Source organism: Streptomyces sp. NPDC058246, assembly GCF_042881985.1.
Lineage (GTDB): Bacteria > Actinomycetota > Actinomycetes > Streptomycetales > Streptomycetaceae > Streptomyces.
In genome coordinates, this window is record NZ_JBHVWZ010000025.1 from 42,399 (window position 1) to 63,559 (window position 21,161).

At 68.4% G+C, this 21,161-nt stretch carries 18 protein-coding genes and 3 pseudogenes; 13 read left to right on the forward strand and 8 right to left on the reverse strand.

Going from position 1 to position 21,161, the window contains the following annotated elements; all coding sequences use genetic code 11:
* Positions 1-388: 388 nt before the first annotated feature.
* The 4 genes and pseudogenes from ACFVXA_RS29520 (at position 389) to ACFVXA_RS29535 (ending at position 3,512) form a co-directional block, all read left to right on the forward strand.
* Positions 389-634, forward strand: a complete 246-nt coding sequence (locus ACFVXA_RS29520; protein ID WP_390027593.1) for a transposase — start codon at positions 389-391, stop codon at positions 632-634.
* A gap of 200 nt (positions 635-834) precedes the next feature.
* Positions 835-1,710, forward strand: coding sequence for an LLM class F420-dependent oxidoreductase (locus ACFVXA_RS29525; RefSeq protein WP_383747263.1), 876 nt, complete (start codon positions 835-837; stop codon positions 1,708-1,710).
* Positions 1,711-2,144: 434 nt separating this feature from the next.
* A complete protein-coding gene (locus ACFVXA_RS29530; RefSeq protein WP_306945356.1) occupies positions 2,145-2,432 on the forward strand; it encodes a hypothetical protein in 288 nt (95 codons plus the stop codon).
* Positions 2,433-2,513: 81 nt separating this feature from the next.
* Positions 2,514-3,512: pseudogene (locus ACFVXA_RS29535) on the forward strand (IS5 family transposase).
* Between the two features lie 125 nt (positions 3,513-3,637).
* Here the strand turns inward: ACFVXA_RS29535 and ACFVXA_RS29540 are convergent.
* The 3 genes from ACFVXA_RS29540 to ACFVXA_RS29550 form a co-directional block, all read right to left on the reverse strand.
* Entirely contained in the window at positions 3,638-3,823 is a 186-nt protein-coding gene (locus ACFVXA_RS29540; RefSeq protein ID WP_390027596.1) for a hypothetical protein, read from the reverse strand.
* A gap of 191 nt (positions 3,824-4,014) precedes the next feature.
* Complete coding sequence (locus ACFVXA_RS29545) at positions 4,015-4,350, reverse strand: hypothetical protein (RefSeq protein WP_390027599.1); 336 nt, start codon at positions 4,348-4,350, stop codon at positions 4,015-4,017.
* A gap of 183 nt (positions 4,351-4,533) precedes the next feature.
* Positions 4,534-5,439, reverse strand: a complete 906-nt coding sequence (locus ACFVXA_RS29550) for a YceI family protein (RefSeq protein ID WP_362031847.1) — start codon at positions 5,437-5,439, stop codon at positions 4,534-4,536.
* A gap of 1,767 nt (positions 5,440-7,206) precedes the next feature.
* Here ACFVXA_RS29550 and ACFVXA_RS29555 point away from each other — a divergent pair.
* Positions 7,207-7,413: a hypothetical protein gene (locus ACFVXA_RS29555; protein WP_383908783.1), complete on the forward strand. Its 207-nt coding sequence runs from the start codon at positions 7,207-7,209 to the stop codon at positions 7,411-7,413.
* Positions 7,410-7,577 (forward strand): hypothetical protein, encoded by a 168-nt coding sequence (locus ACFVXA_RS29560; RefSeq protein WP_362031851.1) that lies wholly within the window; start codon positions 7,410-7,412, stop codon positions 7,575-7,577. Before ACFVXA_RS29555 ends, ACFVXA_RS29560 begins: the two co-directional genes overlap by 4 nt.
* A 580-nt stretch (positions 7,578-8,157) precedes the next feature.
* On the opposite strand, the gene ACFVXA_RS29565 is transcribed toward ACFVXA_RS29560, so the two are convergent.
* Together ACFVXA_RS29565 and ACFVXA_RS29570 are read right to left on the reverse strand one after the other, a co-directional pair.
* Positions 8,158-8,541 (reverse strand): limonene-1,2-epoxide hydrolase family protein, encoded by a 384-nt coding sequence (locus ACFVXA_RS29565; RefSeq protein WP_390027601.1) that lies wholly within the window; start codon positions 8,539-8,541, stop codon positions 8,158-8,160.
* A gap of 45 nt (positions 8,542-8,586) precedes the next feature.
* A complete protein-coding gene (locus ACFVXA_RS29570) occupies positions 8,587-9,495 on the reverse strand; it encodes an alcohol dehydrogenase catalytic domain-containing protein (protein WP_383908788.1) in 909 nt (302 codons plus the stop codon).
* Between the two features lie 82 nt (positions 9,496-9,577).
* Between ACFVXA_RS29570 and ACFVXA_RS29575 the strand changes: the two genes are divergently transcribed.
* The 5 genes and pseudogenes from ACFVXA_RS29575 (at position 9,578) to ACFVXA_RS29595 (ending at position 14,126) form a co-directional block, all read left to right on the forward strand.
* Positions 9,578-10,138 (forward strand): MarR family winged helix-turn-helix transcriptional regulator, encoded by a 561-nt coding sequence (locus ACFVXA_RS29575; RefSeq protein WP_383744004.1) that lies wholly within the window; start codon positions 9,578-9,580, stop codon positions 10,136-10,138.
* 326 nt (positions 10,139-10,464) lie between these two features.
* Positions 10,465-10,779 (forward strand): annotated as a pseudogene (locus ACFVXA_RS29580) (transposase); the annotation flags it as partial.
* A gap of 2 nt (positions 10,780-10,781) precedes the next feature.
* On the forward strand, positions 10,782-11,177 hold the full coding sequence (locus ACFVXA_RS29585; RefSeq protein ID WP_383744051.1) for a TetR/AcrR family transcriptional regulator: 396 nt from the start codon (positions 10,782-10,784) through the stop codon (positions 11,175-11,177).
* A 710-nt stretch (positions 11,178-11,887) separates the two neighbouring features.
* Positions 11,888-12,319, forward strand: a complete 432-nt coding sequence (locus ACFVXA_RS29590) for a subtilase-type protease inhibitor (RefSeq protein ID WP_390027603.1) — start codon at positions 11,888-11,890, stop codon at positions 12,317-12,319.
* 1,387 nt (positions 12,320-13,706) lie between these two features.
* Positions 13,707-14,126 carry a hypothetical protein gene (locus ACFVXA_RS29595; RefSeq protein ID WP_362031857.1) on the forward strand — a complete coding sequence of 140 codons (420 nt, stop codon included), beginning with the start codon at positions 13,707-13,709 and terminating at the stop codon, positions 14,124-14,126.
* Positions 14,127-14,260: 134 nt separating this feature from the next.
* Here ACFVXA_RS29595 and ACFVXA_RS29600 read toward each other — a convergent pair whose 3' ends face one another.
* Positions 14,261-15,388, reverse strand: a complete 1,128-nt coding sequence (locus ACFVXA_RS29600; RefSeq protein WP_390027605.1) for a GNAT family N-acetyltransferase — start codon at positions 15,386-15,388, stop codon at positions 14,261-14,263.
* A 615-nt stretch (positions 15,389-16,003) separates the two neighbouring features.
* Positions 16,004-17,518 carry a flavin-containing monooxygenase gene (locus ACFVXA_RS29605; RefSeq protein ID WP_390027607.1) on the reverse strand — a complete coding sequence of 505 codons (1,515 nt, stop codon included), beginning with the start codon at positions 17,516-17,518 and terminating at the stop codon, positions 16,004-16,006.
* Positions 17,519-18,170: 652 nt separating this feature from the next.
* Between ACFVXA_RS29605 and ACFVXA_RS29610 the strand changes: the two are divergent.
* A pseudogene (locus ACFVXA_RS29610) lies at positions 18,171-18,427 on the forward strand (ISL3 family transposase); the annotation flags it as partial.
* Between the two features lie 370 nt (positions 18,428-18,797).
* On the opposite strand, the gene ACFVXA_RS29615 reads toward ACFVXA_RS29610, so the two are convergent.
* Entirely contained in the window at positions 18,798-19,985 is a 1,188-nt protein-coding gene (locus tag ACFVXA_RS29615) for an MFS transporter (RefSeq protein ID WP_390027609.1), read from the reverse strand.
* 266 nt (positions 19,986-20,251) lie between these two features.
* Here ACFVXA_RS29615 and ACFVXA_RS29620 point away from each other — a divergent pair, with 266 nt between their 5' ends.
* A complete protein-coding gene (locus ACFVXA_RS29620) occupies positions 20,252-21,142 on the forward strand; it encodes a LysR family transcriptional regulator (protein ID WP_354885081.1) in 891 nt (296 codons plus the stop codon).
* Positions 21,143-21,161 lie beyond the last annotated feature (19 nt).

A 21,161-nucleotide genomic window follows, 5' to 3' on the forward strand; every position in this document is an offset into this window, starting at 1 on the left:
GCGCGGGCAAAGAGTGCTTGGCGGGGGCGGCCGCCCAGCCGGTGCAACGCGGTCTGTTCGGGCCTCGGCCAGAAGGCAGTCGGTTCGGGATCCTGCCCGGGTCATCATCCGGCGATCGAGCGACAGTTGCCCTTCCTGGTTACCGGCGGCTGTGCATCTTCGGCTGGGTTGGTGTCCGAGGGTGTGGGGCAAGCCGGGGAGAGGAAGTGCCGGCTGGGGACAAGCGGTTGAGCAAGGGCGCTCGGCTTGGCGGCTTGTCCGCCTCACCACGAAGGACACGGTCTTGGAGGACGGTATGCGAGTTGAGAGGTGATTCGTTGTCATCTGAAGGTGTGGGACTGCGGCATCCGAGCCGGTCGGTGGACTCGGGCGTGCTGGGCTGGACGCCGTGAGCGCGCGTAAGCCCTACAAGACGGACCTGTCCGACGGGCGGTGGGCGCCGATCGAGCTGGTGATCGCCGCGTGGAAGGCCGCACACCCCTTGGCCAGCGGCAACCAGGGCTGCTACGAGATGCGGGAGAACGGCAACGCGCTCCTCTACCAGGGCCGCACCGGCTGCCGGTGGGACCTCCTTCCGCACGACCCGCCGCCGCGGGGATCCGCCTTCGCCAGCAGGGCCTGGTCGAGGCTCTGATCGGCACTTCTGTACGCCAACTACTCACAACCGGACACGCACGGGCCCGCCACCACAGTGGCGGGCCCGTGCGTGTCCGACGTCTTATGGACCATTCGACCAACTGAGGGAACGGCGGGAATCGACCCGGGACGCCTCCGGTCGGCAGTGGCTGGAGACGTGATGATCACGGCACGGCCACCACCCGGAGGGAACACCCGATGAGCGACACCACAGTCCCCCTGAAACAGCGAGTCGGCCGGTACGGCGCCTGGAGCGTCGAACTGCGCTCGGAGGACCCGGCCCGGCGCGCCGAACTGGACGAGGCCGCGACCGAGCTGGAGGAACTCGGGTACGGCGCCATCTGGCTCGGCAACAACAGCACCGCCGACCATGCGGCCCCGCTGCTCGGGGCGACGCGCCGCATCCTCGTCGGCACCAGCGTCCTGAACATCTGGCAACAGGAGGCCGCCACGACCGCGGCCGGCTTCGCCGAGGTGGCATCGACGCACCCCGGCCGCTACCTGGTGGGTCTCGGCGTGAGCCACGGCCCGCTGGTGAAGGACTACAGCCGCCCGTACGCGGCGATGACCGGCTACCTCGACGAGCTGGACGAGGCCGGCGTCGCCGCCGACAGCAGGGTTCTGGCCGCGCTGGGCCCGAAGATGCTGAAGCTGTCCGGCGAGCGAGCGGCCGGCGCCATCCCCTACCTGGTCACGCCCGAACACACCGCCCAGGCCCGCGAGATCCTCGGCGAGGGCCCGCTGCTCGCCCCGGAGCTGAAGGTGGTTCTGGAGACCGACCCGGCCCGGGCCCGCGCGCTGGCCCGCGACGCCCTCGCCATGTACCTCACCCTGCCGAACTACACCAACAACTTCCTGCGGCACGGCTTCACCGAGGCTGACCTGACCGAGGGCGGCAGCGACCGCCTGATCGACGCGGTCTTCGCCTGGGGCGACGAGGACCGCATCCGCGACCGCATCGACACCTTCCATAAGGCAGGCGGGGACCACGTGGCCCTCCAGGTGCTCACCGGCACCCACAGGGGCGATCTCCCGAGGGAGGAATGGCGCAGGCTCGCTTCTCTATTGGGATGACGGCCTCGGGGAACACCGGGACCGTGGTGAGCCGTAGCGCCAGTTCCGGTTCTGGTCTCTCACACACGGTCAGTTGAGAGAGCCGCCCGGCGGCGCGTGAACCGCCCGCATTCGCCCAAGCCCGCCACTCGCAGAAGTCCTCTCAGAACTAGTGCGCTCCGCGACGGGGTTCTGAGAGACGGCTGACCTGCCTGGCCTCACCGCTGCCCGCTGATCGCCGTTCCCCGAGGTCGCCGCCCGTAGCGGCCATAGGTCCTTCTTTACCCGGGGCCCATTTCCCGCAGATCGCCCAGAAGCTCGTCATCACCTCGGGCTGAACCAGGGCAAGCACCCCCAGTCGTCCGGGCCTACCGCGTCCTAGGGCCCGTATCGAGTCGTGATCAAACTGCCTACTTCGCCGGCCGCCTGTGCGACTCGCGTGAGAGCATCCGTCCATGAGCAGCGACCTGGAAGTGAGTGCTCTGGCGATCAACGTCACGATCCCGCAGGCGCTCCGCTGGACGGACACTCGACGTGGTGAAGAGTTCCAACTGACCACACTCAACATCCGGCTTCTCCCGGACGGTCACCTCGCCGCGAAAGCCTATGGCCGCCCAGTCGGCGGTGGTCGGGGCGCATATGTCTCGTTCCCGGTACCCGACGAACCAGAACTGGCGGCTCTGGTTGTCGACGCGGCCAGCCGCGCCGGAACGTTGTGGGCCGCCCATCACGGTCTCGGCTGAGCCCAGTTCGGCTTGAGGACAGACGGTGGCAGTTCCGGACTCCGCTCTCGCGGCGGGGTCTGGTCCGGTAGGTCTTCTTGCGTGACGCGAGCGCAACTGACGGACACACAGTGGGAGTTCATCGGACCGTACCTGCCGATCGGCGAGTACGGCCCGTACCCCGAACGGCTGCGGCAGCAGTTCGAGGGTGTGATCTGGCGGTTCAGGACCGGCGGGCAGTGGCGGGAGATGCCGGAGGGTTCGGCGCCTGGTCGACCGTGCACAACCGCTTCCGGCAGTGGCGTGGGGCCGGCGTCTTCGAGGCCCTGCTGGAGGGCCTGATCGCGGAAGCGGCGAAGCGGGGTGAGGTGGACCTGTCCCTGGTCAGCATCGATTCCACCACGGTGCGGGCACACCACGATGCCGCCGGGATGCACCTGGGCGAGGACGTCATCACCGCACTGGAGAAGGCTGCTGCCGAGGAGAAGGCCAGGTCAAAGGGGGCAGCCTCGAAGAACAAAGCGGGCAGGCCGACAAAGCAGATCCCGACCGGGAGGAACGACGACGCATACGGCGTCGGCGAAGAGTCCGTCTGAAGGCTGCTCTCCTGGGACGCTCCAGGGCGGGCAGACCAGCAAGGTCCATCTGGCCGCCGACCGCAGGTGCCGCCCGCTGGCGTTCGTCCTGACCGCGGGCCAGGCCGCTGACAGTCCGCAGTTCATCCCGGTGCTCAAGAAGTTACGGGTCCGCGGTCCCGTCGGCCGCCCCCGCGCCCGGCCTGACGCGGTCGCCGGGGACAAGGCCTACTCGTCCCGCGGCAACCGGGCCCACCTGCATCGACGCGGCATCAAGGCAGTGATCCCGGAGAAGAAGGACCAGGCCGCCAACCGGAAAAAGAAGGGTCCCGGGGGCGGTCGACCCGTCAGCCACGATGCCGCCCTCCACAAGGAGAGGAACACCGTCGAGCGCCTGATCAACAAACTCAAGGCCTGGCGAGGCATCGCCACCCGATACGACAAGACCCCAGACAGCTACCTCGCCGGCCTCCACCTACGAGCCTCGATGATCTGGATCAAAGACCTCACCCGGACCATCAGTTGATCACGACTCGATACGGGCCCTAGTCGAGGGCGAAACGATGGAGCTCCCGACCCGACTCGCTTCGAGGTCGCCCCTTGCTCAGCGAGTGTGACCTTCCGGCCCGCGCGCGCCGCCTCTCGAACCCGTTACCACCACTGAGCCTGGTCGGCCTTGGCGACGAGATCGCCGTCCGTGCCGTTGATCTCCCAATGAAACGCGGTGGCGCGGGACGTCCCACCGCGGAAGTGCTGCGTGGCGCCGCTCGTGACGTCCAGCACGTACGCCTGGCTGTCGTCGTAAGTGGCGCCCCCGATCCAGCCCGACCCGAGCATGCTCCGCGTCGCGTCGGTGGGCCAGGGCGGGCGCGACGCTGACGCCGACCATGAGCAGGGCGGATGCGGGCAGGCCGAAGACGGCGCGTCGCATGAAGTCTCCAAGGAGGGTGGGGGGTTGGAGATGCGCACACGAGAAACCGCAACCGTGGCGCTGCCGCTACGCGCGTGGACCAGATACGACAACTCCCTCACGTGTCCTTCACCCGGCGGTCACCCGCCGCCGGCGCGCCGTGGTGGCCGACACCGCGGCGCGTCCGGTGCTGTGCTCGGTGGCATCGTCGCTGTAGTACGAGGCGCAGCACGACACGGGGCCGCTCGAACAACGAACAGTGCTCCGGCCGTAGCCGTAGCCGCGGCCGGTGCAAGTTGCTGAACAGCTGCACCGGGGGCCCCCGGCGAGCGTATTTACTGCGCCAGATCGACGAATCGGGGTGCGGGGTGGGCTCGCCGCCGATGAACGGCACTTTCGCCGCGTCGAGTTCAGCGGCTAGGTCGATGACCCGCTGCGCGTCGTCGTGGTTCATTGCCTCGTAGCCTGGGCGGGCGCGGCCTCTGCTCAGCAGTGCTGGCCGTACGTCAGCTGACAACGAAGGGTGGTCTCCAGCTCGAGGAACGTGGGCGCCGCGGGTGTCGTGAGAGCCTCTGAAGCGCGGCCCGATCTCAGCGCGCCCCGATCTACGAATGGCTCGATCAACCCGATCAACCCGTCACGCAGCCGGAGGGTGACCGTCCGCCTGTTCCACCTGGACGACCTGGATGTCCAACTCGATCTGGATGGTGGTACCGATGGCGGCGATGCCGCGGGGCAGCATCTTCTGCCAGGTAAGAGTGAAGTCCTCCCGGTGCAGTTCGGTGACCGCCCTGCAGGCCGCGCGGGCCTCACCCAGCATGCCCGCCGCCAGGCCCAAGTAGGTGGTTTCGAGCTTCACGGTGCGCGAGACGCCGTGCAGGACCAGCGCCCCGGTGACCGCCCAGCGGGAACCACCACGGTGCACGAAATCACCTCCGTCGAAGATCAGATACGGGTAGACGGCAACGTCGAGGAAGTCCGGTGAACGCAGATGATCGTCGCGCATGGAAACACCTGTGTCGATGCTGCCGGCCTCGATATAGATCTCGATCCGGGACTCGCGCATTCGCTCGGCGATCCACAGGCTGCCCGAGAAGCGGTTGAACCGGCCGTGGATCTCGGCCAGACCAATGTGCCGGGCACTGAACCGAATGGCGGTGTGCGCCGGATCGATGTCCCAGCGGCCCGGTGCCGGAGTCGGCGGCGACGCCGCGGCGCGCAGTTCGACCACGCCGGCCGATGCCCGCTCCCCGGCGGTCACCCGTAGGGGGACGCGACGTGGCTGATATCCATCACAAGCGACCGAAAGCTGGTAGTCGCCGGCCGGTACGGCGGCAGTGAACAGGCCATACGTATCGGTGCTGCCCTGCGCCGTCAACAGCCCTGCCTGGTCCAGGACGTTGACCGTGGCCTGCATGGGCAGCCCTACCGGATCCACCACCTGGCACTCGGCCCGCCCCGCCCCTTGGGGCAGCGCCAAACTCGGGTGCCCGAGCACTCCGCCGCCTCCGATATGCCTGCCCCGCCGAAAGAGGGTGAACATCTCCGCGCCTTTCGCCTCACCGTGTGAATCCGCAACATCCTGGCAAGATTTACCAGCCCTGCGGCGCCCCGCGCCCGCGATAGGGGCCGGTATTCCGGACTGTAAAATTCACTGAGCTCAACCACACAGACTGAAGGGAGAATCGGCATCCCACACGCGCCTTTGTCCTGCGCAACTCCCCGCAGGGCAGAGTGCAAAAGCCGTCTGTCCATCACACTGCGCTGCTGTGACCCGAGGAAACAGCAGGCCGGCTCCCTGTGGTGCATGGCCCTCAACGATCCTCGGCGGCGGCTCCGGCATCAACATCGACAACGGCGGCTACCCGGTCTCAACATCTGCCTCCGAGCCGCCCCCGGCCAAGACCACCACCTGCACCCCCTGACCCGCTCAGAGCAGCTGAGGCTCCGCGCCCAACGGCCAAGAGCTCGCACCAAAAGCGATGGGGTGTCCCGCGACGTGGTGTAAGGATCAAGCGCTGTGCGCTCCGGCTCCAGGCGCAGGACGATGTGTTGTGGCGGAGGCAGCCCACGATGCCTCTGTGTAGGGCGAGTTGGGCATCCGATCGGGCCGGACCAGCATCTCTGGTCAGCGTATTCCGCTGTCTTGGTCCCGTACATCACCTCGTCCGCTCCGCGGTAGAGGTTCCCAGGCCGCGGTTCCGCTCGCAGCGCGCACCGCGGCGACGCGCCGCCCTCAGATGCAGGGCACCGTACGCCGACCAGTGCTCACTGGGCGAGTCGTCGTCGGCGGGAGCGGAGGACCCGGACACCGTCGTGCGATCGTCAACCGGTACGCGGCGGTCCGGCCGGAGAGCGCCGAAGCGCGCATGCCCGCTTCGGCTGGAGCGGCTGGCACGAGCGGGACAGGCAGGCGCTGGCGCCCACCTACGACCACGGCGGGGCTGGTGTCCCGATGGCCTGGGAGGCGCTGTGGAGGCGGCTGGTGTGCGCTGCACGGCCTCCTGAGCCGGTGTGGCAGTGGCGACCAGGTGACGGCGTACGCCTGCGTCAGTGAGGTGGACACTGGCGCGGGCCCCTGGTGCGCGCTGAAGAAACAGCATCGGGGGGGCCGATCGGAGGACATCCCCATCAGCCAGGCAAACGGTTGACCGGGTGAACCCTGAGGCCTTGGGGGAGGGCTAGCTTTCTTTCAGGAGGTCCTTCCACAGCGAAGATGCAACTCTCATGAGAAGCATGAGTGGCACGTGTGGCAACCGCTCGCCTGGGTGTGAAGACCAGCGGTATCCAGTCCGAAGAGTAGACCTGCACAGGCGCCATCTTCTCCGGAAACCCCTCCCTGTCTGTCCCGTTGTTTTCGGGAAACAATTACCCCCGCAACGGTTCCACGCCTCGTATCTGCAGGCTCACCTGAAAGCTTTCCTGGGATGCAAGAGCGTTCTTCAGCAGTAGGCATACCGCAGACCAAGGGTGTGCTGGCAGACAGGCTGGTCGTATTCCTGCTGGTCGCCTCAGCTCAGGGTCTGCCCGGAAGGACGACCACTGCGACGGCCAGTCCCACCACCCGGCAGGACTGTCCGACCACAGCAATCCCGACCACATCAATGAGGATTTTTCATCCTGATTTCGCAGGTGGGATGGGGTTGCCTGGGTCCGGTCGGGTGTGATCGGGCTGGTCAGCGGCCTTGATCGCCGTTCTTGGTCGTCTGCCGTGTCGGGTCACTCGTCCGTGTCTGCAGCGCCGCCCGGTTTCGCAGGCCCCTACGATCGACGGCGGAGCTTGGACGCGGGTCGAGGGGTTTGGAAGTCCGTGTTGGCCCGGATCGTCGAGCGCAGGGACCTGCCGCGTGAGCAGGCCGATGGGCTGTGCAAGCAGCTGGAGGACATCGACGTCGAGCTCGATCAGCTCACGGTCGCCGAGCGGGTGATCGCCAGGTTGCTCGCCGACGACGAGCCCGGCGGTGCGGAATCGGAGGCGGACGCCGGGCCCGAGCCCTTGAACCTGCCGCCGGGATGACGGTGCCGCACCGGCGCCAGGCACAGGGCGTGGCCGATCTTCCCGCCGAGTACCAGCGGTTCCTGACGCTGGTCGCTGCGGCGCCACGGGCGGTGGCCTGTCGGGACGTGTGCGAACAGCTCGGTGTGCCGATCGCCGCCAAGGAACATCGAGGGCGTGCGTAGCAAGCTCGAGCGGCTGGTGGAACGGGGCTGTCTGATCGAGACGCGGCCGGGCAAGTTCACGCCCCGTCCCTGCCGGGCCGGCGGCGGCCCAGCGGGGCCCGCTCCAGCGAGATCACCACGGCCCGGCACCACAAGGCCACCGCCCACCTGCGCAACGCGGGCCTGGGCGCCATCGGCGACCCGGGGTTCACCGGTTTGGAGGACGACCCCGACGACCCCGTGATCATCACCGGGTGCGGCGTGCCCGCAAGCGGCCGCTCACGCGGCCGAGAAGGAGGCGAACAAGCTGGTCAGCCGGGAGCGTGCTGCCAACGAGCACGGCTTCGCCGACCTGAAGAACTGGAGGATCCTGACGAAGGCACGGATGAACGCCTGGCACGCCACCGAGTTGCTGCGCGCCCTGCTCGTCCTGACCAACCCCGAGATCACCCGCTGGCAAACGATCACGAGTGACGATCACGACCGCCGACCAACCGCTGACCAGCCCGATCACACCCGACCGAACCCAGGCCGCCCCATCCCACCTGCGAAATCAGGATGAAAACCTCAATGCGAGCTCGAGCGCTGAGGAGGTCCAGCCTTATCCCATCTGGCTGGTGAACTGGTTCATGTCGAAATAGTCGCGCCAGGCGTTGATCTTGCCATCAGTGACCTCGAAGGTCCCCATGACCGGCAGTTCGAACGATTTGTCAGGGAGCCTGAAGACGTCCACCCGCTCGGTCATCACGATCGGTCCGTCGGCTGCGATGTTGATGACGCGGAACTCGATGTGCTCAATGCCTGGCGGGCCGGGGCGGATGAACGAGGTGATCGAGTTGGCGATGGCCTCCCGGCCGGTGATCGGCGCCAGCGGGATGTTGTGGTAGATGGCGTCGTCGGTGAAAAATGCTGCCAGTTCGGCGGCCCCAGCGTTGTCCGACCACGCCGCGCAAAACCTGCGCACTACCTCGATTGGGCTTTCCATCTGGCTCCCCTGCGGTTGATCTTGACAGTACGCTGCGATAAGCCGCTAAGCGGTGAGGATGAGCTTTTCGTGCGCTGTGCCCACTTCGAGGAGGGCGTGCGCCTGCGCGGCGTCCCGCATCGGCAGCAGCCGCTGGGCACGCAGGCGGAGTTGCCCGGAAGCGAGTAGTGGCATGGTCTGCTCGACCGCGTCGGGGGCACGGTCCGGGGTGGGGGCGGAGAGGGCGACACCGAAGTCGGCCGCGTGCTCGTCCGCGAGGGTGATCACGCGCGCGGGGCCGCCCGCGAGTTCGACGGCGTCGCGGAGGCCGCCCTTGCCTCCGGCGTCGAAGACGGCGTCCACCTTGCCGACGTGCGCGCGCATCTGCGCAAGGAGCGCCGATCCGTAGCGGACCGGGATCGCGCCGAGATCCTTGGCGAACTGCTCGTCGCTCGGGCCGGTGGCACTGAAGACTCTGAGGCCCTGGGATACGGCCAGCTGGGTGGCGATCACGCCGACGGAGCCTCCGCCCCCGAGAACGAGCAGGGTCTCGCCGGAGGTGACGCCGAGCTGACGCAGGACGCCGACGGCGGCTTCGGCCGAGGCGGGCAGCGCTGCGGCGTCGGCCCAGCTGACGGTCGCCGGTTTGACGGTCCAGGCCGAGGCGAGGGCGTATTCGCCGTACCCGCCGAGCGTGGGCAGCTGGGCGGCGACCTCGTCACCCAGCGACACGCCAGTCACGCCCGGGCCGAGGGCGTCGACGGTGCCGGCGGCCTCGAAGCCGAGAACGGCGGGGTCGGGCAGCGGGAAGACCTCTCGGAGGTCGCCGCGCCGGATCTTCAGGTCGGTCGGGCCGACTCCCGCCGCGTGGACGCGCATCCTGATCTGGCCAGGCCCGGGTGCGGGCAGGGCGACTTCCGACCACACGAGCGTCTCGGGCGATCCATAACCGGTGAGCACTGCTGCGTACGGCATCGGTACCTCCTGCTCCTGGCGGCCCGCGCGAGATGATGTGGGAGCGGCACGACGGTGGTGCTAGACAGAAAGCATAGGTGATATGTCACGCAATGCCAACGGCGGTGCGCCGGTGCCCGAGGGCGGGTGGCTCGACGGCGAACAGCAACGAGCCTGGCTGGCGTACATCCGAGTTCAGCTGCGGCTGACCTACGAGATGAATCGCCAGCTGCAGTCCGACAGCGATCTGTCCCTTCCGGATTACGACGTCCTGACGGCCCTGAGCGTCGCCGACGGGGGCCCGATGCCGATCACGGTGCTGGCCGCGCAGATCGGCTGGGAGCGCAGCCGGGTCTCGCACCACGTGCGGCGGATGGCCAAGCGGGAACTGGTGAGCTGCAGCCTGTCTGCGAACGACCGGCGCGTGACCGAGGTGAGTCTGACCCAACACGGCCGGAAGGTGCTCGAGGCCGCGGCTCTGGGACACGTGGAACTCGTGCGTCGCCTGTTCTTCGACGGCTTGCCGCGCGAGCTTGTCGGGCCGCTCAGCCACGCGCTGGAGAGCGTCTACGCGAACATCATCGCGCAGGGCACGCTGCCGCCGCCGGTGGACTGGCACCCGCCCGGGGCGAGTGACCGGCGGCGGGCGCCGGGCTTGACTTAGAGACCACCCGATAGGTCACGCGACAGACGATCAATTCCGGCGATCACAACCTCCTACCAGCACAACCGCCTACCAGCGCGAGTACCCCACACGAGTGCCATTCCAGCCCGCCCACCAGCAGCTTCGAGTGGGAATTCGCTCCATGCCTATGACCAGATGAAGACCGCCTCCAGGCCGAAGCGGACGCGAAGAGCCTGATCACCTGGGGACGTGAACGTCGACGCGACGGTGTGCCGGGCCCATCAGCGCGCCGCCGGGGCGGCGAAAAGGGGGATCTTCAGAAGGAACCACCCGGTGGCGTCTTCGACGAGTCGGCTGACCACGGACTCAGACGGTCCCGGGGTGGGCTGACCAGCAAGATGTACCTTGCCGTCGCGCCGGGCCAAAAGCCGCTGTCCGTCGTGATCACGGCCGGGCAGCGGGGCGATTCCCCGCAGTTCGAGCCGGTCCTGGAAGCGATCCGGATCCCCCGACTCGGACTCGGTCGGCCGCGAAGACGTCCGGACCGGGTTCGTGCGGACAAGGCATACGACTCCCGAGAGAACCGCTCTTACCTGCGCAGACGTGAAATCAAGGCCACGATCCCGGTCCCGGCGGACCGCGTTCGCAATCGCCGGAGACTCGGCTCCAAGGGGGGCCGGCTATGGCCCCCTCGGCCGTGTACTGGCACTTCCCCTCCGAGGCGGACCTGCGCTCGGCAGTTCTCGACACCGAATACACCTCGCTGGTCGAAGCAGTGGAGTCGGCCCTCGACGCCACGGACGAGTCCGGCAACCAGCTGGTCGTCGCCGGCGACGTCTACATCGCCTGGGGCGCGGCCCACTCGGGCGCATACCAGCTCCTGTTCGAGAGCAATGACGCGCTGCCGGAGACCAGAGCCGCGCGCGGCCCCCGACTCCAGGCACGCATCATCGAACTCGCGCGGCTCGTCGACCCGGATGTACCTTTCGCCTCCGCACGCCTGTTGGCGCCAAGCGACGACCACATGCCCCTGGCGTGCCCGATGTGCCCGAGGCGAGCCGGAGTAACGGGGAGTTGAAAGTCGGCCCGATGGCCTCTCGCGCCAGAAGGCCGGCCGACAACGCGACCGCGACGCGCCCGTGGCTCTACGCCCCGTATCGCCAGCAAGGGCACCGACTCCAGTCAGCGGCTCGGTCGGCCCTGCTGGACCATCGAAGGCACTATGGCTGGCTTGCCGGATGCCAGATACGGATGCCAGCGCCTGCGCCGCCGCTACGACGCAAGGTCAGTCACTTCCTGGCCTTCACCAGCATCGCGTGCACCCTCATCTGCTATCGCCGGTTGACCAATTGAGATGACCTGTCAGTCGAGGGTGAAGTAACGCCACCGGCCCCGGTGTTCTGAACGGATGTTGAACCGTCCCTCGATCACGGAAGCCTTGATCACGGCACCGGATCCGCCACACCAAAGTGAATCGGCTCGATCGGTGCGGCAGACCTACCTACCCTCACTCTGACTTTCGGCCAATCTGTAGATCACGGCTACCACCCGACCTGGTCTTTTGGCCGCTCAGGATTAGTCAAATTCACACACGCTCGGACTGAATGCGAGCCTTCACGAGCGGTGTCGCGCGCTTGACCTGCGCACATCAGTTTCACACCCTGCGCACAGGTTGAGCACGTCCAAAACGCGTTCGGTCGGCTGGCCCTGACCAGTTGCACAGGCGAAGCTTCTCCCCGGCCCACACGGCCGCAACCCCCGATCCTCACGAAGGAGCCTCCGTTGCGCATGAACCTGCGCCTCGCCGGATTCGCCGCAGCTGCCGTCAGTCTGACCGCTGCAACGCTCACCACGGCCTCGGTCACCGCCGCCGCGGCGCCCACCAGCCTCTACGCACCCTCGGCGCTGGTACTGACCGTGTCTCACCCTGGCGGAACGACCGACTCCGCAGCTCGCGCAGTCACGCTCAGTTGTGCACCCCGCGCCACCGGCACGCACCCTGATCCCGCTGCGGCCTGCGCGGATCTGCGCAACGCCAACGGACAGCCTGACACCCTGCTGTCCCCGGTAGGCGGCCAGGTCTGTATGAGGCTCTGGGCCCCCGTGACCATCACGGTGGATGGAGTCTGGCAGGGCACCCGCACATCTTGGAAACACACTTTTGTGAACGCCTGCGAAATGAACAACGCGGTCTCGCAGAGCAGCCTCTTCGCCTTCTGACCCACCGGGCACACGGACGACCAAGGTAGAACGGTCGTGGCAGAGGGGCCGGTGCCGGCCAGCGCCCGGACGGGCCGTTCGTTTCCTGCAATTCCGCTGCGGTGGTCCCTGTACGCAACAGGCCGGGGCGGCATCGCCAGCGGATCGCGGAAGGTGCCATAGGAAGCTTCAACACGACGTGGTGACAAGGTACTTCACGCATGGCAGACGCCGGCCGCGGTTCATACCTCGTCCGGCTCGGCGGAGAATGCACAATCCAGGCCAGACGTCCTCGCGCTGACGACGTCAGCCTCCCAGACCAGGTCACCTGCCACGTCGACCCTCGGAGCACAGAAGTACGGACGCTGGTCGGGTCCGTCCACAGCAGCGAGCCGGCAGCCCAAGGCTGCCGGCTCGTTGTCGAAGGCGATCTGAAGCGCGTTTGTCCAGGGCGTCACCAGCGGTGCCGATCGATGCGTTGATGCGTTGATGGGTCGATGTCGGCGTCGAGGAGGTGCGCGGTGAATGCGAACGACGTGTACTGACTGCTCGCGTCCGCATGATGAACCAGCCCCGGACCAGCTGGGATGCCCCTCGGTCGCGTCGCCACAAGGCCATGCCCAGGGCGTCCAGGACAAGCTTGGCCCGCTCGCTGGTGGCAGCGGGCCAGTCCACCATCCAGGAAGTCTCGCACTCGCGTTTGCCAGGCCCGCCCTCTCCGGCCTTGATCTGCACGACAACACAGAGGCCACCGGCACCACCAGCCGGCGGGCGTGGCCAGTCTCATATCGTCGCTCGCGGGCCCGTCGGGGTCGTAGTCCCCGGGGACGGTCGGCACCTTCCACGGTGTGTTCAGCGAGCTCCGATGCGAGTGCTCACGCTGAGGCTCACCGACCCGTAGCAGAGAGGGCTTCAGCCCCGTGCGTCGTCCCCATGGCGGTGGCCGTCGCGGAGGTGCTCGCGTAAGAGCGCGCGGAGTTGGGGGAGCGGTGTGCCGGCGCCGAGGGGTGCGAGGAAGTCGGGCAATCGAGCACGTACCGGGGCACCGCCGCCGCCAAGCGTCCCAGGGTGGTGTGTTCGTCGGCCGGGGCCAGCAAGTTCCAGCGCCGGGAGAAGACTCCGTTGCGCTGGACGGACTCGAAGAACCCCGCCACATGGCACACGCGGACCAGCTCCTCCTCGCCCGGCCGGGACGCACCCTCCAGATGTATCTGAACGGGCGAGCAGATGGGTCCCAGCCGAGGCGCGGGTTACGGTCGATGCCGGCAATCTCGCTCTTGCAGCCACGGGTGACATATCGGCCGTCGAGAGAATTGGCTCGATCTGTCATGGACGCGATCAGTGCATGCCCGGAGACTGGGGCAATTCTCAGCCGACAGCCGCGACAGGCTCAACTCCAGGAGACCGCGTGCGCACTCACCTCGCCGCTGCCCTCAGCGCCGTCGCGCTGACCGCGGGCACGCTCCTGGGCGCCCCCGCGGCCGACGCCCACACCGCCGACTACCCGATCAGCGAATTCGACATCACCATCGGGAACACGTACACGAGGGGCCTGATCACCTGGTACAACCGGCAGGTCGTCGTGGCTGGGGAGCACAAATCGGTGAGTGCGGCCGACGTGGCGAGTTGCCGGGCGACCCGGGCCTACACCCTCGACTCTCACGATGGGCAGTTGGGGGACGAACTCAGCGACAACATCGTGTGCGGCTCGAGCGCGCGATTCCACTTCAGCGTGCCGGCGGACGTCCCCGGCGGCGCCGCGGTCGTACGGGTCTGCCTCACCGACGGTTTCCACAATCCCCTGCGCTGCGAGCGGTACGGACGCTGATCCCCGTCCTGGTCCCGGCGTACCGGGGCGCTGTTCACGAGTCGAGATTTGACGGCACTGTGGTGCTTGGCGGGACATCATGGAGATGCTTCTCGGTGCAGGGGTTGGTCACACTGCTTTGTTGGGAGCAGGTTCTAATACCGATCCAGGCGGTGCGCGTAGGGGGTCGGTAGAGACTGGGTGCCGCCTCTGGGGAACCAAGCCGTGCAAAGATCCCGGTACCGTTCGGGGACCGACATGCCGTGCACGTATGCGTCGTCGGTCGACCAGTAGCCAAGAAGCAGCCGGATGAGCGCCTTGTCATCGGGGAACAGGTCGCCGCGTCGCAGCGCGTCGAACGCCTGGTCGTAGGCCTTGTCCGACTGCTGCACGGTAGCCCTGCGCAGCAACTCGGGCTCGAGCTTCCGCACCAGGGACGAGCGGTTCAAGACGGCGGCCATCATTCCGCCGCTCGGCGGAAATCTCTGCTGGTAGGTGCAGCCCATATGGCGAGCGACTCGGCCGGTGAGGCTGTCGGCCGGCTCCCGCACTGTGAATTCGCTCAGACGCCGTTTCCAGCAGAGCCGGGCGATGGCCATGAGCAGCAGGCGCGCCGCGGAGGCATTCTCGGCCACCAGTTCGTCCACGGTCAGTGAACCCAGCGGATCGCCGAACGCTCGGCCCTCCAGCACGGCATAGCCGGCGGCAGCACCATCGGTCTGCAGGATCAGGGTCTGCGACCCAGGCTTCCACGTGGCCTGGGGGATGAGCCGGTTCCAGCCTGCGTGCCGTACGTGGGTCCAGGGCCGCTGGGCGTGTGCGGTGTTGTACATGCGGATCATCGCCGGGAGATCGGCCGGAGAGCCGCTGCGGATGCCCGGGACGGCCGTACCCAGATCGTCTCCCGCCGCCTGTTCGACGTTGCGCACGGGGATGACCAGGTGCCCTTCGGCGACGGCTCCGACGAAACCGAACTGCTCGTACACCCCCTCGATACCGTTGGATACGAAGGCGACGTCCACCCGCTGTGCCATGCCGGCCAACGCCTGGCGGAGGAGTCGACTCATGTGCCCCTGGCGTCGGAACTCGGGCTGGGTTTCCACGCCACCGATGCCTTCTGCGGCAACGGCCACCGCACCGAATCGCAGTTGGAAGGAGAGCACCTCCAGCTCGGCGACCGGTTCGCCTCCAGCGGTCCGCAACCGGCAATAGCGCACTCGCAGACTGCGCACTTCCTGATCCGCGAGTTCGGTGTAGGCGGCTCTTGGCTCATGATCCGACACGGAAAGTCCTCAGCCTCTTGATCGCACCGCGGTGCCGTCTTTTCCCGCGAACATCAGCGATGTCCTTACCTCCCCATTGCTGCTGAAACCCGTCAACAAACGCTGTCACCAAAAGCGAACAACGCCATGCTGATTGACGGGGGAGGCGTCGGGTCATCGAAGCCGTCGCGCCCGGCCCAGGCCGACCGCCCGGCACGAAGAGCCGGCACCCGGCCGGCCGACGCGACGTGGGACGTGTCCTCGCACAGGCGATACAGCCGCCCCGCCCACTACAAGTTCGACCGCCTCGGCCGCGAGCAGCGGGCTCACCCGGGCGGCGCAACACCATCGCGGCACGCTCGACCAGGTCGGGGTCGTCGCATCGGCTGAGGGCGCAGCGCTTTGATGGCGACTGCGGAACCGGCCGAGATGGCCGCCGTCCGGACGCGCGTCGACACCGCACCCTTCGCCGCCGGTCGGCGGCAGTGAGGGGTACGTGCAGCCGCGCGCCCGGTGGCCGGTGAAGCGGGCGAAGCACCAGCGGGCGGGACGGTGACGAGACCGGGCCGGTACCGGGAGACAAGCGGTCGTGGAACTTTTAGTGAGGGGATTGCGGTTTCGGGAGCCGGAGCCGTGTCATGGCTTCTCTGCGTTCGCCGCCACCGTACGGTCCTCATGCTGCGGCCTCGCCTGGGCGGGTAGGGGAAGGGGCCGGGCCGGTGCGTCGAAGGTGTAGGCATCAGAGTCGAATCGGCTCAGCCGGCGCACGAGCCGGCCAGTGGACCACGGCCAGGCGAAGACGTTCCGCCCGGTGGGTGTGAAGTAGTAGCTGGTACAGCTGCCCGAGTTGTAGACCGTGGTCGCGAGCGACTCCTGGACGGCGGTGTTGTGCGCGGCTTGTGCGGCCGACCGGACGTCCAGGGCATGATGGCCGGCCTGGTCGAGGTGGGCCAGGGCGGAAGTGAGGTATGTCAGCTGGGCTTCGAGGACCGTGATCGCGGAGGTGGAGCCGCCGAGGAGATTGGGTCCGAGAAGCAGGAAGAGGTTGGGGAAGCCACTCACAGTGGTGCCCATGTATGCCTGCGGTTCACCGCCCCATGCTTCGTCAAGTGTCCGGCCGTTCGTGCCGTACAGGGACTTGGCCAGCGGCAGCTCACCGACGCGGAAGCCCGTGGCCTCGATGAGCACGTCGCTCTGGACGATGGAGCCGTCGGCGCCGACAACCTCGTTTCCGCGTACGGCGCTCACGGCGGTGGGATGCAGGCGGACGTGCGGCCGACCCAGCGCCCGGTAGAAGGTGCTGGACGTCAAAAGGCGCTTGCATCCCAACCGGTAATCCGGTGTCAGTTGTTGGCGAAGCTGTCGGTCGTGGACCGTGAGCCGCAGGTGTGCGCGGGCGCCTGCCTCCAGGAGGCGGGTGGCCTGCGGGTGGCGGAAGGCATAGCCGAAGCCCTCCTGGAGGGCGTACTGCCCGGCGCGCAGAACGCCGCGCGCACCAGGCACATGGTCTAGAAGCCGGTTGACCGCCGCGGGTACCGGCACATCGGGCTTGGGCAGCACCCACTGGGCGGTGCGCTGGAAGAGCTCCACGGCCGCAGCCTGGGCTTCGATGACCGGGACGATCTGCACAGCGGAGGCACCGCTGCCCACCACGGTCACCCGCCGTCCGGCCAAGGAGACGCTGTGGTCCCACTGGGCGGTATGGAACACGGGGCCGTTGAAGTCCTCGATCCCGGGGACCTCCAGGCGGCGGGGGACGTGCCACGGGCCGGTGGCCAGGACCAGTACAGCCGCGCTGTAGGGCCCGTCGCTGGTCTCCAGCAGCCAGCGGCCGGCCGCCCCATCCCACCGGGCCCCCAGCACCTGTACACCGCAGCGCAGCATGTCACCGAGCCGGTACCGTTCGGCAATCCCCCGTAGGTAGGCGAGGATCTCCCGCTGCCCGGCGAAGACCCTGCTCCAGGCGGCGTCCGGGGTGAAGGAGTAGCTGTAGAGCGTCGAAGGCACATCGCAGGCGCAGCCCGGGTAGGTGTTGTCCCTCCAGGTGCCGCCGAGTTGCGCCCCCTTCTCCAGAACGAGCACATCCTTAAACCCCGCCTCGCGAAGCCGGACGGCGGCGCCGATCCCGGAGAACCCTGCTCCGACGACCACGGCCCGCACGTTCCTGACAGGCCGCGCGCTCTGGGCCGGGATCACAGCAACGCTCCAGCCGGGCGGCAGGCGCAGAGAGCACGGCCCGCACGCAGCTCTCCCCGAGTTGTTGGGCGGGCGGATCCCGAGGAAGGCCCAGCTTCGCAGGCCGGCTCGGCCACCCGTCGTGCTCTGTCAGCCACGGCCTGCCCACCTGAGGCGCATTGCCATGCCGAGGTGTATGGATCCGGCTCGGGTCCAGCATTCAACGGCAAACCTGCCTGCATCAGTACCTTCTTCTCCTTGCTCCGGCTAGGCGCCGCCGGCCGACGGGTCACCCGGACACCTATCCACGACGACGACCGGCCCGGGCGTGGGTGGGTCCGGCGGCGTCGTCGTCCGCATCCACGCCACTTCCGCCGAGTCCGGCGTGAACGCCTCGTGCATACAGTTCACGGGAAGTGATCGTGTGCTTGAACGGGGACGCACGGGACGTTCCACCGACGCCACGCACTGCATGATCCCGAACTGCTTCTGTCGGCTACGCACGTACGCCGGCACCGTATGACGGTGAAGAAACCTCACATGCTGGGAAGATGCTCAGTTCCGGCCGCCGAGAGCATCACTCGAACGAAGCACGAAGCACAAGGCACGAGGCACGGATCGCCGCGACGGGGCTGACGGGCATGTCTGGAGGCACACCAAGTTTGGCGACAAATACGTCACCGTGATCATCGATCTCAGTCCCATTTGTGAAGACCGGGCTGGCGAGGCTGCTGTGTTCAAACAGTTGCTCGCCGGGCGCCCAAGGCCTGGTCCGCCGGGAGCGAAGTGGTCGCGATGGATGGGTTCACCGGGTTCAAGACTGCCGCCGCCGAAGAGCTCCCTGACGCGGTCCCGGTGATGGGCCCGGCGGCCGAACTGGCGGGGCCCTGCGGATGTGAGCCAGCGTGAGCGTGCGGACCTGGTGCGCCCGGGGCCCGGGGCCCGGGCGCGCAGGGCGTCGCGGGCGGCCCGCGCAACGTTCGTGCAGGAGATGGTCTTCCACGTACCCACCCGAACACCACGAAACGACGACGGGTGCTCAAGGCGCAGCGCAAGGCCGGCGATCCCTGCACCGCGCGCGGGCGGTAAGCCGTCCATCAGAGACGTCATCCCCCCGCACACGCAAGACCGGGCAACCAGCACAGACACACACCGTGCCTCCCGTCTGCCGCGGATCCGTGTCACGCGCACCCGACCGAGTGCCCAGGTCCGCGTCTCCCAGGCAACCGGTGTCGCATGCGCCGCAGGGATGAGGTCAAGAGGGGCGAGCGGACTGCGCCGAGAGCGCGCCGGGACCGGGTGGGCGGTCGCGCAACGCGACGGCGACCGACACAACGGCGCCGCAGGAGAGGACCGCCGCGAAGCCGATCATCGCGGTCTGCACGGCGAAGTGCCGCAGGGCGATGCTGAACAGGACGGAGGGCAGGCCCATTCCGAGGTACGCGACGACGAAGAACACGGCGAGGACTCCCGCGCGTGAGGCGGGCTCGGCCACTGAACCGGCACGTTCGACGCCTCCCTTGAACAGCAGCCCGGAGCCGGCTCCCGACAGCGACACGGCGACCAGGTAGAGCCAGAGCGCCGGGTGGTACAGGGCGACGGCGCACAGGACCAGGCCGACCGGGAAGACCACTGCCCCCACGGTCAGGACCCGGGGCAGTGGGAGGCATCCCACCACCAGTTGGGCGGCCGCCGCGGAACCGAACATGAGGAAGGCCGCCAGGCCGACCACGAGGTGCGAGTCGGTGTGCAGGGTGCCGTGGAGCACGCTCGCCCCGAGGGAGGAGATCAGGCCGAGGATCGCGAAGGCGAAGGCGCCCAGCGCGCCGGCCGCGCCGAACGTCCGCCGGCCGCCGGGGCGCAGGACGAACCTACTGGGCGGTTCGGCCGCGGGCAGCTCCAGGTCCACGGTCTCCGGGGTGCACAGCACCAGCGCCAGGCACACTGCCATGGCGAGCGTGAAGATCGCCTGGGTGGTGATCAGGGGCGTGGGAAGCCACTCGGCGGCGGCTCCGGCGACCAGGGGCCCTGAGGCCAGGCCGCCGAGGTTGGCGGCGGTGGCCACGATGCCGGGCAGCACCGAACCCATCCGTTCCGGACGGGCCTCGTGGTGGAGGTCGTGCAGGTACGTCGTCGCGGTCGAGGCCATCAGCCCCAGTCCGACACCGTTCAGGATCCTGCCCGCGATCAGCCCCGGCAGGTCCCGCCACACGATCAGTACGACCGACGCGACGATGCCGACCAGCAGCGCCGGGACGATGATGCGCCGCCGGCCGAGCCGGTCCGACAGGTGTCCCAGTCCGAGGAAGGCGGCCGCTGCGCCCACGACCATCGAGGCGTACGCCACCGTGACCGTGGTCGCGCCGAAGTGGTCCCGGGCCTCGTACAGCGGCCACAGCGGGGTCGGCGCCGTGCCGAAGGCCATCAGCACGGTGAAGGCCACCGCCACGAGCCAGAAGCCGGTCGCATGCGAGGCACGGCGCCGGGCGGGGGCGCGGGGCGGCAGGTCGGCGGGAGCGGGTGCTGGGATCCGGTGGGTCGGGTCGCCGGGAGCGTCGGCTGTGGGACGGCTCAGCGGCGTCGGAACGGCAGGCAGGGGTACCCCTCCTCGGGTGGAATTGGATGGCGCTTTCCATCCTCCTCACCAGCCAGGATCAATGCCAACGAATGTTTTTGCTGGGCTCGAGCAATGCGAGTGATACTTCTCGTGTGGAGCTACGTCAGCTGGAGCACTTCATCGCGGTCGCCGAGGAGCTGAGTTTCACGCGTGCCGCCCGTCGGCTGCACGTGGTGCAGTCCGGGGTGTCCGCCGCGATCCGCTCCCTGGAGCGCGAGCTCGGCTGCGCGCTCTTCGAGCGCACGTCGCAACAGGTCCGGCTCACCGGGGCGGGCGCGGCGCTGCTGCCGGAGGCTCGGGCCACCCTGCACGCCGCCCAGGCGGCCCAGGACGCCGTGCGCGCCGCACAGGACACGCTGCGCGGCACGGTGAACGTGGGCGCCATGGCCTCGGTCGAGGTGGTGGACCTGCCTGCGCTCCTCGGACAGCTGCACGCGCGGCATCCGGCGATCGACGTCCGGCTGCGGCTGGCGACGACCGGCTCGGCCGGACTGGCGCACGCGCTGCTCAGCGGGGACCTGGACGTGGCCTTCCTGTCGCTGCCCGAGCACAAGCCCGCCGGGATCGACGCACGGGAGCTGGCCACCGTGCCGCTCGTCCTGGTGGTGAGCGCCGCCCATCCGCTCGCGCAGCGGGGGGAGGTGGCACTTGCGGACCTCGCGGGGGAGCCCTTCGTGGACTTCCCGCCGGGCTACGGCAACCGCGAGGTGGTCGACCGGGCGTTCGCGGCGGCGGGCGTCGTACGCCGGGTGGCACTGGAAGTGCCCGACATCGACATGGGGGCGGCTCTGGTCCGGCACGGTCTGGGCATCGCCTTCCTGCCCGCGTTCGCCGTTGCCCGCACCCCCGGCCTGCACGTCCTGGACGTCCACGGCACCATGCTCCGCTGGAGCATGCATCTCGGCACGTCGTCGACCCGGCGGCCCAGCTCGGCCCTGCGGGCGCTTCTCGAGCTGGTCGACCTCCACGTCATCGCCCTGTGACGCCCGGGCCGCGGCCCGG

What these genes read in the sequence shown, in the direction of transcription:
- ACFVXA_RS29540 (WP_390027596.1), bottom strand. Translation starts at nt 3,823, where the DNA reads ATGCTCGGGTCGGGCTGGATCGGGGGCGCCACTTACGACGACAGCCAG.
- ACFVXA_RS29525 (WP_383747263.1), top strand. Translation starts at nt 835, where the DNA reads ATGAGCGACACCACAGTCCCCCTGAAACAGCGAGTCGGCCGGTACGGC.
- ACFVXA_RS29530 (WP_306945356.1), top strand. Translation starts at nt 2,145, where the DNA reads ATGAGCAGCGACCTGGAAGTGAGTGCTCTGGCGATCAACGTCACGATC.
- ACFVXA_RS29550 (WP_362031847.1), bottom strand. Translation starts at nt 5,439, where the DNA reads ATGTTCACCCTCTTTCGGCGGGGCAGGCATATCGGAGGCGGCGGAGTG.
- ACFVXA_RS29585 (WP_383744051.1), top strand. Translation starts at nt 10,782, where the DNA reads ATGGCCCCCTCGGCCGTGTACTGGCACTTCCCCTCCGAGGCGGACCTG.
- ACFVXA_RS29560 (WP_362031851.1), top strand. Translation starts at nt 7,410, where the DNA reads ATGACGGTGCCGCACCGGCGCCAGGCACAGGGCGTGGCCGATCTTCCC.
- ACFVXA_RS29570 (WP_383908788.1), bottom strand. Translation starts at nt 9,495, where the DNA reads ATGCCGTACGCAGCAGTGCTCACCGGTTATGGATCGCCCGAGACGCTC.
- ACFVXA_RS29565 (WP_390027601.1), bottom strand. Translation starts at nt 8,541, where the DNA reads ATGGAAAGCCCAATCGAGGTAGTGCGCAGGTTTTGCGCGGCGTGGTCG.
- ACFVXA_RS29590 (WP_390027603.1), top strand. Translation starts at nt 11,888, where the DNA reads ATGAACCTGCGCCTCGCCGGATTCGCCGCAGCTGCCGTCAGTCTGACC.
- ACFVXA_RS29545 (WP_390027599.1), bottom strand. Translation starts at nt 4,350, where the DNA reads ATGAACCACGACGACGCGCAGCGGGTCATCGACCTAGCCGCTGAACTC.
- ACFVXA_RS29575 (WP_383744004.1), top strand. Translation starts at nt 9,578, where the DNA reads ATGTCACGCAATGCCAACGGCGGTGCGCCGGTGCCCGAGGGCGGGTGG.